Annotated in this window: 13 protein-coding genes and 1 tRNA gene; 1 reads left to right on the top strand and 13 read right to left on the bottom strand. The window is 67.8% G+C overall.

Annotated features, from left to right (window positions below; genetic code table 11):
- Positions 1-53: 53 nt before the first annotated feature.
- From LDO27_RS09245 to LDO27_RS09225, 5 genes are all read right to left on the bottom strand, one after another.
- Positions 54-1,565 (bottom strand): tripartite tricarboxylate transporter permease, encoded by a 1,512-nt coding sequence (locus LDO27_RS09245; protein ID WP_222201226.1) that lies wholly within the window; start codon positions 1,563-1,565, stop codon positions 54-56.
- A 10-nt stretch (positions 1,566-1,575) separates the two neighbouring features.
- Positions 1,576-2,082 (bottom strand): tripartite tricarboxylate transporter TctB family protein, encoded by a 507-nt coding sequence (locus LDO27_RS09240; protein WP_222201225.1) that lies wholly within the window; start codon positions 2,080-2,082, stop codon positions 1,576-1,578.
- Between the two features lie 70 nt (positions 2,083-2,152).
- The gene (locus tag LDO27_RS09235; RefSeq protein WP_224042505.1) at positions 2,153-3,097 is read right to left on the bottom strand and encodes a Bug family tripartite tricarboxylate transporter substrate binding protein; all 945 of its coding nucleotides are present in this window, start codon (positions 3,095-3,097) and stop codon (positions 2,153-2,155) included.
- Positions 3,098-3,340: 243 nt separating this feature from the next.
- A complete protein-coding gene (locus tag LDO27_RS09230; RefSeq protein ID WP_224041297.1) occupies positions 3,341-6,391 on the bottom strand; it encodes an FAD-binding and (Fe-S)-binding domain-containing protein in 3,051 nt (1,016 codons plus the stop codon).
- Positions 6,392-6,537: 146 nt separating this feature from the next.
- A complete protein-coding gene (locus LDO27_RS09225; RefSeq protein ID WP_222201222.1) occupies positions 6,538-7,758 on the bottom strand; it encodes a pyridoxal-phosphate-dependent aminotransferase family protein in 1,221 nt (406 codons plus the stop codon).
- Between the two features lie 206 nt (positions 7,759-7,964).
- On the opposite strand from LDO27_RS09225, the gene LDO27_RS09220 reads away from it, so the two are divergent.
- A complete protein-coding gene (locus LDO27_RS09220) occupies positions 7,965-8,702 on the top strand; it encodes a GntR family transcriptional regulator (RefSeq protein WP_222201221.1) in 738 nt (245 codons plus the stop codon).
- Between the two features lie 18 nt (positions 8,703-8,720).
- Here the strand turns inward: LDO27_RS09220 and LDO27_RS09215 are convergent, their stop codons facing one another.
- The 8 genes from LDO27_RS09215 to boxB all read right to left on the bottom strand — a co-directional run bounded on the left by LDO27_RS09215 (position 8,721) and on the right by boxB (position 15,291).
- The gene (locus LDO27_RS09215; protein ID WP_224041295.1) at positions 8,721-9,578 is read right to left on the bottom strand and encodes an arginyltransferase; all 858 of its coding nucleotides are present in this window, start codon (positions 9,576-9,578) and stop codon (positions 8,721-8,723) included.
- A gap of 90 nt (positions 9,579-9,668) precedes the next feature.
- Positions 9,669-10,412, bottom strand: a complete 744-nt coding sequence (gene aat, locus LDO27_RS09210; protein WP_224041294.1) for a leucyl/phenylalanyl-tRNA--protein transferase — start codon at positions 10,410-10,412, stop codon at positions 9,669-9,671.
- Between the two features lie 36 nt (positions 10,413-10,448).
- Complete coding sequence (locus LDO27_RS09205) at positions 10,449-11,033, bottom strand: NUDIX hydrolase (RefSeq protein ID WP_224041293.1); 585 nt, start codon at positions 11,031-11,033, stop codon at positions 10,449-10,451.
- Positions 11,034-11,200: 167 nt separating this feature from the next.
- A tRNA-Met gene (locus LDO27_RS09200) sits at positions 11,201-11,277 on the bottom strand.
- A gap of 72 nt (positions 11,278-11,349) precedes the next feature.
- The gene (locus LDO27_RS09195; protein WP_224041292.1) at positions 11,350-12,102 is read right to left on the bottom strand and encodes an RES family NAD+ phosphorylase; all 753 of its coding nucleotides are present in this window, start codon (positions 12,100-12,102) and stop codon (positions 11,350-11,352) included.
- Entirely contained in the window at positions 12,062-12,451 is a 390-nt protein-coding gene (locus LDO27_RS09190; protein ID WP_224041290.1) for an MbcA/ParS/Xre antitoxin family protein, read from the bottom strand. The genes LDO27_RS09195 and LDO27_RS09190 overlap by 41 nt, the downstream gene beginning before the upstream one ends.
- A 94-nt stretch (positions 12,452-12,545) precedes the next feature.
- Positions 12,546-13,790: a benzoyl-CoA 2,3-epoxidase subunit BoxA gene (gene boxA, locus LDO27_RS09185; RefSeq protein WP_224041288.1), complete on the bottom strand. Its 1,245-nt coding sequence runs from the start codon at positions 13,788-13,790 to the stop codon at positions 12,546-12,548.
- A gap of 76 nt (positions 13,791-13,866) precedes the next feature.
- Entirely contained in the window at positions 13,867-15,291 is a 1,425-nt protein-coding gene (gene boxB / locus LDO27_RS09180) for a benzoyl-CoA 2,3-epoxidase subunit BoxB (protein ID WP_224041286.1), read from the bottom strand.
- Between the last annotated feature and the right edge of the window lie 42 nt (positions 15,292-15,333).

The raw sequence follows: 15,333 nt of genomic DNA, 5'->3' as shown, positions 1-15,333 counted from the left end.
CTTGCTTCCCGCTCCCCTGGGTTCTTCTCCCCGTGCCCGTCAGGCGCCGGGCTTCAGGCCGCGCGCCGCTCGGTCCGTGCCCGCATGCGGGTGCGCAGGTCGCTCAGCAGCGGCCACACCAGCACGAAGATCGCCAGGCCCATGATGGTGCCGACCAGTCCGTTGGACCAGAACACGTCGAGCGCGCCGGAGGACACCAGCATGGTCTGCCGGAAGGCGTCCTCGGCCCGGTCGCCGAGCACCAGCGCCAGCACCAGCGGCGCCAGCGGATAGCCCAGCTTCTTGAGCACGTAGCCGATCACGCCGAAGCCCAGCATCAGCCACACATCGAACAGCGCGCCGTGCACGGTGTACGCGCCGATGGCGCAGATCACCAGGATCAGCGGGGCGATGATCGAGAACGGAATGCGCAGGATCGCGGCGAACAGCGGCACCGTCGACAGCACCACGATCAGGCCGACGATATTGCCCAGGTACATGCTGGCGATCAGGCCCCACACGAACGGGCCCTGTTCGGCGAACAGCAGCGGGCCGGGCTGCAGGCCCCAGATCATCAGGCCGCCGAGCAGCACCGCGGCGGTGGCCGAGCCGGGAATGCCCAGCGCCAGCATCGGCAGCAGCGCGCTGGTGCCGGCGGCGTGCGCGGCCGTTTCCGGCGCGATCACCCCTTCCACATTGCCCTTGCCGAACGACTCCGGGTCGCGCCCCATGCGCTTGGCCACGCCGTAGCCCATGAACGAAGCCGCGGTCGCGCCGCCCGGCGTGATGCCGAGCCAGCAGCCGATGACCGACGAGCGCAGCACGGTGAGCCAGTAGCGGGGCATTTCGGCCCAGGTCTTCATCACCACCTTCAGGTCGATGCGTGCCTGCTTGCCGCGGAAGGCCACGCCTTCCTCCATCGTCATCAGGATCTCGCTGATGCCGAACAGGCCGATCACCGCCACCAGGAAGTCGATGCCGCGCAGCAGTTCGTGCGAGCCGAAGGTCATCCGCAGCGTGCCGGACACGGTGTCCATGCCGACGGCCGCCAGCGCGAAGCCGATGCACATCGCGATCAGGATCTTGGGCTTGGATTCCTTGCCCATGCCGATGAAGCTGCAGAAGGTGAGCAGGTAGACCGCGAAGAACTCCGGCGGGCCGAAGCGCAGCGCGAACTTGGCGACCAGCGGCGCCAGGAAGGTGATCAGCAGCACGCCGGCCATCGCACCCAGGCACGAGCCGGTGAAGGCCGAGGTCAGCGCCCGGCCGGCCTCGCCGCGCTGGGCCATTGGATAGCCGTCGAACGTGGTGGCCACCGACCACGCCTCGCCCGGGATATTGAACAGGATCGAGGTGATGGCCCCGCCGAACAGTGCGCCCCAGTAGATGCAGGACAGCATGATGATGGCCGAGGTCGGCTCCATCGAGAACGTCAGCGGCAGCAGGATCGCCACGCCGTTCGGTCCGCCCAGGCCGGGCAGCACGCCGACCACGATGCCCAGCAGGATGCCGACGAACATCAGCCCGACGTTGTGCCAGGACATGGCCACCGCGAAGCCGCCCATCAGGGCATTCATTTCTTCCATCGCGTGTCTCCTAGTAGCCGAAGGCCGCTTCGAGCGGACCCTTGGGCAGCGGCACGCGGAACTGGATCTCGAAGATCCAGAACAGCACCGCGTTGACACCGACCCCGATCAGCACGGCGCGCCACCAGGCGGCCTTGCCGACGGCGATCATGAAGCCGGTCATGAAGATGGCCGAGGCCACGTAGATGCCCAGGAAGCCGATCAGTGCCACATAGACCGACAGCGGCAGCAAGATGACGCACACCTGCTTGAACTGCTGCCACGAGACGAACGTCTCGTGCTCGCTGGTGCGCCATGCCTGCCATGCGACCGCCAGGCTGCAGACCAGGATGATCACGCCGATGCGCAGCGGGAAATAGCCGGCCTCGGGGCCGTCCGGCGCCCAGCCGGCGCCGATGCGGTAGTTGCTCCAGATCACCACCATCGCCAGCGAGAGCAGGCAGATGGCCACCACAATCTCCACCGTCCGTACGGAGACGCCGCCGGTGGTGGATACCTCGTCATGCTTCGCGTCCATGAAGACGTCTCCTGCGCAGGTTCCTTGGAAGCCCGCCGGCCCGTCATGCGGGCGCGGCGGGACGAGCGGTTCAGCGCGCGGCCGAGAAGCCGGCTTCCCGCACGATGTCGCGATGCGAGTTCTCGTCCTTGGTCAGGAAGTCGGTGAGCGGCTTGCCGACCAGGAAGTCGTTCTTCAGCGCGTTCTTCTCGAGGTATTCCTTCCACTCGGGCGTGGCCACGACCTTCTGCATCAGGTCCACGTAGTACTTCTGCTGGTCCGGCGTCACGCCGCCCGGCATCATGAACACGCGCAGCATCTGGTATTGCACGTCCAGCCCCTGTTCCTTGCAGGTCGGCACGTCATGCCAGCTCTGCTGCTGCGTGACCTTGACCGTGTAGCTCATGCGTTCGGGCGCGAACACGCACAGCGCGCGGTGTTCGCCCGCGCGCCACTGGCTGACCGATTCGCTGGGGTTGTTGACGTTGGCGTCGATATGCTGGCCGGAGAGCTGGGTGGCCGCCTCGCCGCCGCCCTTGTACGGCACGTAGATGAACTTGGTGCCGGTCTTCTTCTGGACCAGCGTGGTGATGATCTGGTCCTCGCGCTTGGAGCTGGTGCCACCCATCTTGACCTTGCCCGCGTTGGCCTTAGCCGCGTTGATGAACTCGGTGACGGTCTTGGACGGCGATGCCGCGTTGGTCCACAGCACGAATTCGTCCTGCGCCACCAGCGCCACCGGCGTCAGGTCGCGCCAGCTGAAGGGCAGCTGGCTGACCATGGGCACCGTGTAGAGGGCCGAGGACGTGACCAGCAGCTTGTGCGGATTGCCCTGCGAGGCCTTGGTGTCCATCAGCCCCTCGGCGCCGCTGGCGCCGGCCTTGTTGACGACGATGATGGGCTGGCTCATCAGCTTGTGCTTGGCGATGATGCCCTGGATCGAGCGCGCCATCTGGTCGGAGGCGCCGCCCGCGCTGAACGGCACCACCAGCTCCACCGGCTTGGTGGGCTCCCATGCCAGCGCACCCGCGCTCATCAGGGCATTGGCGCCCACCGCGATGGCCAGCGTCTTCCACGTCTTGTGTTGCTGTTGCATTGCCTGTCTCCTTTGGATACTCACCAAGCCCATGCCTTGGGGCACGTGGCCGAATATTCCCCTTCGGGCGGCGCATCGGCCGAGGCGAAGGGGCGTTTCTGGCGCTCTGTCCGGGGGCGATGCCCCGCCGGCGCCTTGTGAACACGAACTGCAGAAACCGTTGAACCGCTCGGGCCGCCGCCGCTACGGATCGACGCCGGCCGCCTGCCCGACGCCCGAGAGCGAGGTCGCCAGCACGCGGGCGACATGCACCGGTTCGGCATCGGCGCCGTCGCGGATCTGGTGGCGGCAGCTGGTGCCATCCGCGACCACCAGCGCACCGGCGGCGCGCTTGCGCACCGCGGGCAGCAGCGACAGCTCCGCCATCGCGCGCGAGGCCTCGTAGTGCTCGGCCTCGTAGCCGAAGCTGCCCGCCATGCCGCAGCACGACGATTCGATCGGCGAGACCTTCAGGCCGGGGATCCAGCCCAGCACCGTCTGCACCGGGGTAAAGGCATCGAAGGCTTTCTGGTGGCAATGGCCGTGCACCAGCGCTTCGCCCGTGGCGAGCGGCTTCAGGTCCAGCGCGAGGCGTCCGGCCTTGTGTTCGCGCACCAGGAATTCCTCGAACAGGAAGGCGTTCGCCGACAGCCGCGCCGCTTCGTCGCCATAACCGTAGTTGAGGAACTCGTCCCGCAGCGACAGCAGGCACGAGGGCTCCAGCCCGACCACCGGCACGCCGCGCTCGACATATGGCCGGAAGGCGTCGAGCATCCGCCGGGCTTCCTGCTTCGCCTCGTCGACCAGCCCGGCGGCCAGCAGCGTGCGGCCGCAGCACAGCGGACGTTCGCCGGCGCGGGTGTTGAAGTGCACCGTGTAGCCCGCCGCCTCGAGCACCTGCTGCGCGGCCTGGGCGTTTTCGGGTTCCATGTAGTTGCTGAAGGTGTCGACGAACAGCAGCACTTCCTTGCCTTGTGCCGTCGCCGTGGTGGCCGGAGCCTTCACGCTGGACAGGAACGCGGAGCGGAAGCGCGGCAGGGGCCGCTGCGGCGCGAAGCCCAGCGCGCGCTTGACCAGCGCCGAGACGCCCGGGATGTTGTCGGCCAGGGCGAACAGCGCCGGCATGCGGCTGGCGAAGGGCGCGTAGCGCGGCATGAAGGCCACCATGCGCTCGCGCAGCGTGGTGCCGTGCCGCTGTGCCCACGCGTGGCGCGCCTCGATCTTCATCTTCGCCATGTCGACGCCGGTGGGGCAGTCGCGCTTGCAGCCCTTGCAGGAGACGCACAGGTCCAGCACCGCCTTGACGTCCTCGCTCGCCAGCCCCTCCTCGCCGAGCTGGCCCGACACCGCCAGCCGCAGCGTGTTGGCGCGCCCCCGCGTCAGGTGCTGCTCGTCCTTGGTCACGCGATAGCTCGGGCACATGGTGCCCGCATCGAACTTGCGGCAGTGGCCGTTGTTGTTGCACATCTCGACGGCGGCGGCGAGGCCGCCTGTCCTGTCCGTGCCGGTGCCGGGCGGGGTCTCCTCGCCGGTCAGCGGGTCGCGCCTGACGTTCCACGCGGACCAGTCCAGCGCGGGGCGGATGGGCAGGGCCTCGTAGCCGGGAGCGAAGCGGAAGTTCTCGCGCGCGTCCATTTTCGGGGGGCGCACGATCTTGTCGGGGTTGAAGCGGTTGTCGGGATCGAACAGCGCCTTGATTTCCGCGAAGGCGGCATTGATGCGCGGACCGTACTGCCAGGCCACCCATTCGCCCCGGCACAGGCCGTCGCCATGCTCGCCGGAGTAGGCGCCCTTGTACTCGCGCACCAGCGCCGAGGCTTCCTCGGCGATCTCGCGCATGCGCACCGCGCCGTCGCGGCGCATGTCGAGGATGGGACGCACGTGCAGCGTGCCGACGCTCGCGTGCGCATACCAGGTGCCCTCGGTCTCGTGCTTGTGGAAGACCTCGGTGAGGCGGCGGGTGTACTCGGCCAGATGCTCCAGCGGCACCGCGCAGTCCTCGATGAAGGACACCGGCTTGCCGTCGCCCTTCATGCTCATCATGATGTTCAGGCCGGCCTTGCGCACATCCCACAGCGCCTTCTGCGCCTTGGCGTCGGCCATCTTGACCACCGAGCCCGGCAGGCCGAGGTCGCCCATCAGTTCGGCCAGCTCGTCGAGGCGGCGCAGCAGCGCGGCATGGTCTTCGCCCGCGAACTCGACCAGCAGGATGGCCTGCGGCTCGCCGGTCAGCGCCCGCTCGATCACGGGGCGGAACGACGGGTTCTCCATCGACAGGTCGATCATGGTGCGATCGACCAGCTCCACCGCCACCGGCTGCAGCTTGACGATGTGCTGGGTCATCGCCATCGCCTGGTAGAAGGTGGGGAAATTCACCACGCCCAGCACCTTGTGCTCGGGCAGGGGCGCGAGCTTGAGCGTGATCTGCCGGCTGTAGGCCAGCGTGCCTTCGGAGCCGACCAGGATGTGCGACAGGTTGGCGTAGCCGTCGTCGGTATAGGCGCGCGGATTCTGGCAGTCGAACAGATCGATGTTGTAGCCGGCGACCCGGCGCAGCACCTTCGGCACGTTGCGCTGGATCTCGTCGCTCTCGCGCGTGGCGATGCGCCGCAGGCCGTGCAGCAGGCCCTCCACGCGGGTGTCCTTCGGCGGCGCCTTCAGCGAGCCGAAATGGCAGCGCGTGCCGTCGGCGAGCACCGCGTCGATGGCGAGCACGTTGTGGACCATGTTGCCGTACTCGATCGAGCGGGAGCCGCAGGAGTTGTTGCCCGCCATGCCGCCGATCGTGCATTGCGCGCTGGTCGAGACGTCGACCGGGAACCACAGGCCGTGCGGCTTGAGCCAGGCGTTCAGGTGGTCCAGCACGATGCCGGGCTCGACGGTGACCGTGCGGGCCTGGGCATCGAACGCGATCACGTTGTTGAGCCACTTGCTGTTGTCGATCACCAGCGCCTCGCCCACGGTCTGGCCGCACTGGCTGGTGCCGGCACCGCGCGCCAGCACCGGCGCGCCGAGGTCGCGGGCGATCTCCAGGGCCAGCAACAGGTCGTCCTGGTCGCGCGGCACGGCCACGCCGATGGGCATGATCTGGTAGATCGAAGCGTCGGTGGCATAGCGGCCCCGCGCGGCACGGTCGAAGAACACATCGCCGCGCAGTTCCTTGCGCAGCCGCGTGGCCAGCGGCGTCGACGCCCCGCTTTGCGAGGGCACCAGATGAATGGGCTTGACCAGCAAGCTCGGGGATGAGTTCGTCATGGTGTTCTACTGAAGCTGGGAAGATCGCCGCGGCGGATTCGCCGCGGACAACCGCACGGTGCCGCCCTTGTCCCGAGAAGGACGGGCGCCGTTGGGGGCGGAGGCGGGCGCTTGCCCGTACGCCCGAGCGCCGGATGGATGGCGCGTCAGGCAGCCGCCTTGAGCACCGGCGTATCGGTGTGCGAGGCCAGATAGTCCATCGCGGCGGTCACGCCGCTGCCGGCCAGCGCCACGCCGGAGATCTTCAGCCCCATCTCGCAGCCGGCGAGCGTCGCCATCAGCGTCAGGTCGTTGCAGTCGCCGAGATGGCCGATGCGGAACATCTTGCCGCGCATCTTGCCCAGCGCCTGGCCCAGCGACATGTCGAAGCGCTCGTAGATGCGCTGGCGCACCGCGTCGGCGTCGACGCCCTCCGGCATCATCACGCCCGTCAGCACCGGGCTGTACACCGCGGGATCGGCGCACTGGATCTCCAGGCCCCAGGCGCGGACCGCGCGGCGGGTGGCTTCGGCCAGGCGCTGGTGCCGCGCGAACACGTTGTCGAGCCCTTCCCCGAGGATCATGTCGAGCGCCTCGGACAGGCCGTAGAGCAGGTTGGTGCTGGGCGTATAGGGCCAGTAGCCGTTCTTGTTCGATTCGATGATCTCGTCCCAGCCCCAGAAGGCGCGCGGCAGCTTCGCCTGCTTGCTGGCGGCGATGGCCTTGGGCGAGATCGCGTTGAAGCTGATGCCCGGCGGCAGCATCAGGCCCTTCTGCGAGCCAGAGACCGTCACGTCCACGCCCCACTCATCGTGGCGGTAGTCGGCCGAACCCAGCCCGGAGATGCTGTCGACCAGCAGCAGCGCCGGATGGCCGGCGGCATCGATGGCGCGGCGCACGGCCGCGATATTGGAGGTGACGCCGGTCGACGTTTCGTTATGGACCACGCACACGGCCTTGATCGCATGGCCGGTGTCTTCGCGCAGCCGTGCTTCGATCATGTCGGGCTGCACGCCGCGGCGCCAGCCTTCGATGCCGGGCAGGCCGAGGAACTCGGGCTTCAGGCCCAGCGATTCCGCCATCTTCTTCCACAGCGTGGCGAAGTGGCCGGTCTCGAACATCAGCACGGCGTCGCCGGGGCTCAGCGTGTTGCTCAGCGCCGCTTCCCAGGCGCCGGTGCCCGAGGCCGGATAGATGATGACGGGATGCTCGGTCTTGAAGATCTTCTTGATATCGGCCAGCACCTTGCGGCCCAGCGCGCCGAACTCGCGGCCGCGGTGGTCGATGGTCGGATAGCTCATCGCGCGCAGGATGCGGTCGGGCACCGGGCTCGGCCCCGGAATCTGGAGGAAGTGGCGGCCGGCAGGGTGGAAGTCCAAAGTGAGCATGCAGTGTCCCCTCTCGTTGTGGTCGGCAAACGACGCTCGTTTGGTCGTTTGGATATTGAATGCAAAATACTGTAGCAGAGGGAGAGCATGCGAAAAAGGCGAAATTGCACCGCGGACGCCAGTGTTTACCCGGGCAGCGAGCGGCCACACGCGAGCTCGCGGGCGTGAAGTAGAATAAGGTCAATCCCAGGGTTGAGGACGTTTGCATGCAAAATTCATTCGATGGCGGCGTGGTTCCGCCCGTCGCCGCCGGGGCGGCGGTGCTGCCGCGCGTCGAGCGCCAGCGACTGCACGACACCGTGGTCGAGCACCTGCGCAAGTTCATCGTGGAGGGCGTGCTGGCGCAGGGCGTCAAGCTCAACGAGCGCGAGCTGTGCGAAAAGCTGGGCATCTCGCGCACCCCGCTGCGCGAGGCGTTCAAGGTGCTGGCCGCGGAGGGGCTGATCGAGATCTCCCCGAACCGGGGCGCCAGCGTCTCGCGCATGACGGAGGCCGAGATCTGGGAAACCTTCGAGCTGATGAGCGGCCTGGAAGCCTTCTCAGGGGAGCTGGCCTGCGAGCGCATCACCCCGGCCGAGCTGGCCGAGATCAAGGCGCTGCATTACGCGATGCTGGCCTGCCGCGTGCAGAACGATCTGCCGGGCTACTACAGCCGCAACCAGGAGATCCACGACCGCATCAACGCGGCCGCGCGCAACACGGTGCTGCGCCAGACTTACCAGGCGATCAACCGGCGCCTGAAGGCGCTGCGCTTTCGCTCCAACCACCAGACGGAGAAGTGGGATCGCGCGGTGCACGATCACGAGGAAATGGTCCGTGCGCTGGAAGCCCGCGACGGCAAGGCGCTGGGCGCCATCCTGCGGCGCCACCTGCTGGAGAAGCGCGATACGGTGCTGCAGATCCACCCCGACCCGATCGACGACAAGCCGGCGCAGAACGCCTGAGCACGCGCCGCGAAGCGGCTAGGTCTCGAGCTTGCCGGCGGGCGGGATGGCGGGCATGGCCGGCGCGACCGGCACGGCAGTGGCTGACTCGGGGCGGCTGCCGCACGGCTGCGCCTGCGCGGCATCGTCGAGCGCGGCGCTGAAGGGGCGCCACTGATTGCCGACGAGCACCTGCAGCGGCTGGAAGCGCGCCTTGTAGGCCATCTTGCGGCTCTGGGCGATCCAGTAGCCGAGATAGAGATGGGGCAGCCCGAGTTCCCGGGTCTGGGCGATCTGCCAGAGGATGTTGTAGGTGCCGTAGCTGGCTTTCTGATCCTCGGGATCGTAGAACGTGTAGACCGATGACAGCCCGTCATCGAGCACGTCGATCATGCTGACCATGCGCAGCCGTCCGGCCTCGGGCGAGCCCGGCGGTTCGCGGAATTCCACCAGCCGCGAATTGACCCGGCTCTGCAGCAGGAACTGCTCGTACTGATCGCGGCTGTCCTGATCCATGCCGCCGCCGGCATGTCGCATCGACTGGTAGCGCAGGTACAGCGCGTAGTGCTCCTCCACGTACGTCAGCGGCGCCACCAGCGCCTGGAGCCGGCTGTGCCTGTTCCAGGCGCGGCGCTGGCTGCGGTCCGGCTCGAACAGGTCGACCGCCAGCCGGCACGGCGTGCAGGCGTGGCACTCGTCGCAATAGGGTCGGTAGGTGAAGATGCCGCTGCGCCGGAAGCCGGCGCGCACCAGCCGCGAATAGACGTCGGCGTTGATCAGGTGAGCGGGAGTGGCTACCTGGGAGCGGGCCATGCGGCCTTCCAGATAGCTGCAAGCGTAGGGCGCCGTAGCATAGAACTGCAGCGCTGAGAGGGGCAATTCCTTGAGCTTGCTCATGGGTTTGCTGCTGCCAGGTCAAGCAAGCGCCGCGCACCGGCCCGGGGGGCGCCAGCGCTGCGCCGCGCCCGGGCGGGCCACGACCGGCGCTCAGGTTGCGGGGGGTCGCGTCCACCATTCCAGCACCGATTTGTCGAACCGCCACGGCACGATGGCTGGCTGCGCCGCGGCGACCCGCACGTGGCCGACGAACTCTGCGCGCGGGATGGGGGACGCGCCCAGGGAAGCCAGGTGATCGGTTTCTTGCTGGCAGTCTATCATCGCGACGCCGTGGCCGGCGAGGAATGCACAGAGCGCCGCGAGCGCGATCTTGGAGGCGTCGGTGCGCTGGGCAAACATCGACTCGCCGTAGAACATCGTGCCCAGCGCGACCCCGTACAGGCCGCCCACGCGTTCGCCGCGATACCAGCTCTCGACGGAGTGGGCCATGCCGCCGCGGTGCAGGGCCGCATAGGCGTCGACGATGTCGGCGGTGATCCAGGTGCCGTGCTGTCCCTCGCGCGGCGCCGCCGCGCAGGTCTCCATCACTTCGACGAAATCGTCGTCCACGCGGATTTCCCAGTCGTCGTCGCGCAGCACGCGCTTCAGGGTCTTGCGGAAGGTGGTGGAGACCTTCAGTGCGTCCGGCACCAGCACCATGCGGGGATCGGTGCTCCACCACAGCACGGGCTGGCCCTCGGCGTACCAGGGGAAGATGCCCTGGCGGTAGGCCAGCAGCAGGCGTTGGGGCGACAGCTCGCGGCTTGCCGCCAGCAGGCCGGGCGCATCGGAGTCGCTGCCGAGCGCCTGGTCCACGGGCGGAAACGGATCGTGCGGATCCAGCCAGGTGATCATGCGCGCGGCGCCTGGGACATGTCCGGCGTCAGTGCGTCAGGGGGCCACGGTGGCCCGGGCTTCCAGCGGCCGCATCGGCCTGTCGATATCCAGCGTATGCAGCCGGAAGTCTCCCGCCGCGATCCGGCCAGCGGCACGATCGGCGAAGAAGCAGCGCAGCGTGTGGATGACGGTGGGGAAGGCCAGTTCGTCCCACGGCACGTCGGCTTCTTCCACCAGCCTGACTTCGAGGCTTTCCTCGCCGGGAGCGAAATCGATGTCCTCCAGCGTGGCGAGATAGAACAGGTGGACCTGATGCACGTGCGGGACGTTGAGGATCGAGTACAGCTCGCCCATCCGGACCCGGGCACCGGCTTCCTCCAGCGTCTCGCGCGCCGCGCCCTGCGCCGTCGTCTCGCCGATCTCCATGAAGCCGGCCGGCAGCGTCCAGAAACCGTAGCGCGGTTCGATGGCACGCTTGCACAGCAGGATCTTGTCTTCCCAGACCGGGATGGTGCCGACCACGTTGCGCGGATTGACGTAATGGATGGTGCCGCAGTGATCGCACATATGACGCGGGCGGTTGTCGCCGGCGGGTACGCGCAGCACGACCGCTTGGCCGCAGTTCGAGCAGAATTTCATGGAGGCCGTCCGGGGAGAATAGCGCGAGTTTATCACCGCGCTTGCGGGATACCGGCGTGGATGGGCGCGGAAGGGATGCTACGGAAGGAGGAGGTCGGCGGGGCGGGAACGGCCGCGCCAAAAAAAACAAAGCCCGCGAGTGCGGGCTTGTGTTTCGATCGATCGGTTGGTTGCGGGGGCAGGATTTGAACCTGCGACCTTCGGGTTATGAGCCCGACGAGCTGCCAGACTGCTCCACCCCGCGTCCGTCGAAGAGGTGATTATAGGGCAGGTGTTTTCGCAATGCAACACTTATCTGCGGAAGATGGCAACTGCCTCACGAGCCGCCTGGCGCGGACGACATGGCGCGCCAGGGCGCGGCGTCGAATTCGAAGCTGTCGCGTTGCAGCAGATCGTCGCGCTGCCAGATGACGCGGTCGGGACGCACCGTCAGCATCCAGGTCGTGGTGACCAGCGGCCGCGGATGGACGAAGGCACGCGGCGACAGGATGGCGGCACACGGCCCATGCAGCGGGTCGCGCACCGACTGGTAGCGGATCATGCCCAGGCCGGCGGCGCGCGCCACCCGGGCGAAGGCCTGGCAAGCCTCGTAGTCGTGCGGGTGGGTCCAGTGTGCCGCGTCGTCGGCGAAGGGCGCGGCGTCGAGGGCTACGCCCTCCGTGCGGATATCTACCTGGAACAACGTCTGCGGACGCGCGTCGATGCGCGGCAGCGCAGGGCTGTCGGCGAGAAAGCGCCAGCGCCAGTAGCCCAGTTCGGCGCACGCCGTGCGGATCTCGTCGGCGCCATAGAACACGCCGGGGTCCTGCGGGCCGCGGAAGCGCGACCCCCAAGGCGAGGGCGGATAGCGAAAAGGGGTGAACAGCAGATAGTGCAGGTGGCGCGCTTCGGGAGGCACCGCGGGCTTGCCGGCATCGAGCACGGCTTCCAGCACGGCCTGTTCCTCCAGGCCATCGACCAGGGGCATGGTCGATACGACGTGCTGGGCCTCGATGGCCCGCCACAGCGTTTGCGCGAAGTGCCTGCGCTCAGACGCGACCGCGGGTGGCGTCCAGGTAGTGAACGACACGTACCAAGCCTTCCGTGCTGCGGATCAGTTCGAGCGGCTTGCCGCCCAGCGCGAGATTGTCATTGGAGAGCCACAGGCGCGCCTGCTCGCCGTGGCCAAGAATCGCATCCAGCGAGCGGAACAGGCGCACGAACAGCACGCCGAACTCCCATTCCTTGCGGTGGGCGTCGAGTACATAGTGCCCCGAGGCCATGCGCGAGACGGACGCCGTGCTGATGCCCAGCACGCTGGCGACGGCCGCCTGGCTGATGCCCAGAAACCCCGCGGCGCGCATGACCGCCTTGGTCAGCGTGACGCCAGGATCCGGGCTGCCGGCCGGGATCTGTTCGGGAACCTGACTCATCTGCATCGTCATACTCCGGTTTCTCGGGAAACATTATAGGCCGCACGTTTCGCAAGGGGAAATAAACGATGCTTACCTGCCCAGTGGGGCAGCGGCGCCGCTAATAAGTTTCGATATGCAGGCGGCCTTCCGCCTTCAACGCGGCCTCGCGCTCCGCCCATGGCCGGGCGCTGCCCTCGCACAGGGCCGCGAAGGCGGCCAGCACGCCGTCTTCCATTCCCTTCAGGCCGCAGACATAGATGTGCGCGTCGGGATCGTCGAGCAAGGCGAGCACCGCGGGACCGGCCTCGCGAATGGCGTCCTGCACGTAGCGCCGTGGCTGTCCGGGGTCGCGCGAGAAGGCGAAGTGGATGTCGAGGAACGACTTGGGCAGCTTCATCAGCGGGCCGAAGTAGGGCAACTCGCGCGCGTTGCGGGCGCCGAAGAACAGCAGGCGGCGGCCCGTAAAGTGGTCGAGGTTGCGGCGCATGCGCTCCGTCATGGCGCGCATGGGTGCGGACCCCGTGCCGGTGCAGACCATCATCACGCTGGCTGCCGCGTGGTTGGGCATCAGGAACGTGCTGCCGAAGGGGCCCACCACCTGCACGGTGTCGCCCTTGGCCAGGTCGCACAGGAAATTGGACGCGACGCCGCGCACCGGCTTGCCGTCGTGATCGGCGGTGACGCGCTTTACCGTCAGCGCGAGATTGTTGTAGCCGGGGCGCTCGCCGTCGCGCGGGCTGGCGATCGAGTACAGGCGCACGTAGTGCGGCTTGCCGGCGGCGTCGGTGCCCGGAGGCAGGATGCCGATGGACTGGCCCTCCAGCACCGGAAAGAAGTGGTTGCCGAAATCCAGCACGATGTGATGGACGTCGCTCGACGCATCCTCCGCCGTCAGCCGGTAGTTGCCGGCCACGGTGGCGCTCAGCGGCTCGCGCACCGTGTGCAGGTTCAGGTAGGGATGGGCGGCGGACCACGGGGCCCTGGCAGAGGTATGGGTGCTGGTCTGCACCTGCTGGATCGGCGCCGCGGTGTCGTTGGCGCCAGCAGCGCCGTCCGCAGCCTCGGCGTCGGCCGCCAGCGCGCCCGCGTCGGGCAGCGGCAGTTCGCCGGGCAGCTCGTCCCACAGCAGCTGCTCGTCGATGGGATAGGCCTGGCCGCGCAGCACGGTGCGCCAGTTGTCGATGGCCCCGGTGGGGCAGGGCGACAGGCAGGCGCCGCAGGCATTGCAGACGTCTGCCTTGACGACGTAGTTGCGATCGTCGTGCGTGATCGCATCGATCGGGCACGTGTCCTCGCACGTGTTGCAGCGGATGCAGATTTCCGGGTCGATCAGATGCTGCTTGATGATGTCGGGGGCGCCCATCTCGCGGTCTCCTGTGTTCGTGCCGTTGGCGCGGGCATGGCCGTTCTGTGCCGGCCGGTCTCGTGATGCGTCGATGCTAGTTGAAGCGCACGTAGCGGAAGTCCATCGGCTGGCGATTGACACCGACCGCGGGCGGCGCGATCCAGCCCGCATAGGCGCCGGGCTCGACCACGCGGCCCATCAGCGACGCGACGAAGGCGCGGTCCTCGTCGGTGGCCAGCCAGCGGCGCTCGTTTTCCTTCCACGCCGCTTCGGAGATCAGCTCGCCCTCGGGCGACACATGCAGGTTCGCGAACGAGCCGATCTTGCGGTTGAAGGCCTTGTGCGGCACGGTCAGCCGGAACGGAATGCCGTGCTTTTCGATGACCTTGTTCCAGCGCGCGATGCCGCCCACCGAATCTTTGATGTAGTCGTCGCGCAGCACTTCGTTCAGCGCGTTGAGCATCGGCACCTCGCGCTCGGTGAGGCGGCCGTCCTTGACGTCGAGGATGCGGTAGACCTGGCCCTTGAGCACATGGTCGTCGTCGCGCTTGCCCTCGTCGAAGCGGCCCTTGAGGCCCGCGCTGTAGAAGGTCGCGGCGTTCGACGACTGGTCGGCGCCAAACAGGTCGATGGTCACGCTGTAGTGGAAGTTCAGGTAGCGCTGGATCGTCTCCAGGTCGATCGCGCCGGCCGCGCGCACGTCGGCCGGGTCCTGGATGTCGCGCTCGCGCATGACCTGGCACGTGCGCTGGATCACGCGCGAGACGCCCGATTCGCCGACGAACATGTGGTGGGCTTCCTCGGTCAGCATGAAGCGCGTGGTGCGGGCGAGCGGATCGAAGCCGGATTCGGCCAGCGCCGAGAGCTGGAACTTGCCGTCGCGGTCGGTGAAGTAGGTGAACATGAAGAACGACAGCCAGTCCGGCGTGCGTTCGTTGAACGCGCCGAGGATGCGCGGGTTGTCGTCGTCGCCCGAGCGGCGGTCCAGCAGCGCCTCGGCCTCTTCGCGGCCATCGCGGCCGAAATAGCGGTGCAGCAGGTACACCATCGCCCACAGGTGGCGGCCTTCCTCGACATTGACCTGGAACAGGTTGCGCAGGTCGTACAGCGACGGGCACGTCATGCCCAGGTGCCGCTGCTGCTCGACCGACGCGGGCTCCGTATCGCCCTGCGTCACGATGATGCGGCGCAGATTGGCGCGGTGCTCGCCGGGCACTTCCTGCCACGCCGGTTCGCCCAGGTGCTCGCCGAAATGGATGCGGCGCGCCGGGTCGGCCGGCTGCAGGAAGATGCCCCAGCGGTAGTCGGGCATCTTCACATGATCGAAATGAGCCCAGCCGGACGGGTCGACCGACACGGCGGTGCGCAGGTAGACCTCGTAGTCGTTCGAGCCTTCGGGTCCCATCTCGCGCCACCAGTCCAGGAAGGCGGGCTGCCAGTGTTCGAGGGCGCGCTGCAGCGCGCGGTCGTCCGAGAGATTGACGTTGTTGGGAATCTTCTGGCTGTAGTCGATGCTCACGTTGGTCTCCTGTGCTGTTCTGTGCTGCGCTGTCCGTGCCGG

Origin of the sequence: Cupriavidus respiraculi (assembly GCF_914271545.1) — a bacterium.
Taxonomy (GTDB): Bacteria; Pseudomonadota; Gammaproteobacteria; order Burkholderiales; family Burkholderiaceae; genus Cupriavidus; species Cupriavidus respiraculi.
The sequence above is the reverse complement of the archived record's forward strand: the minus strand, read 5'-3'. Positions and strand labels throughout refer to the sequence as shown.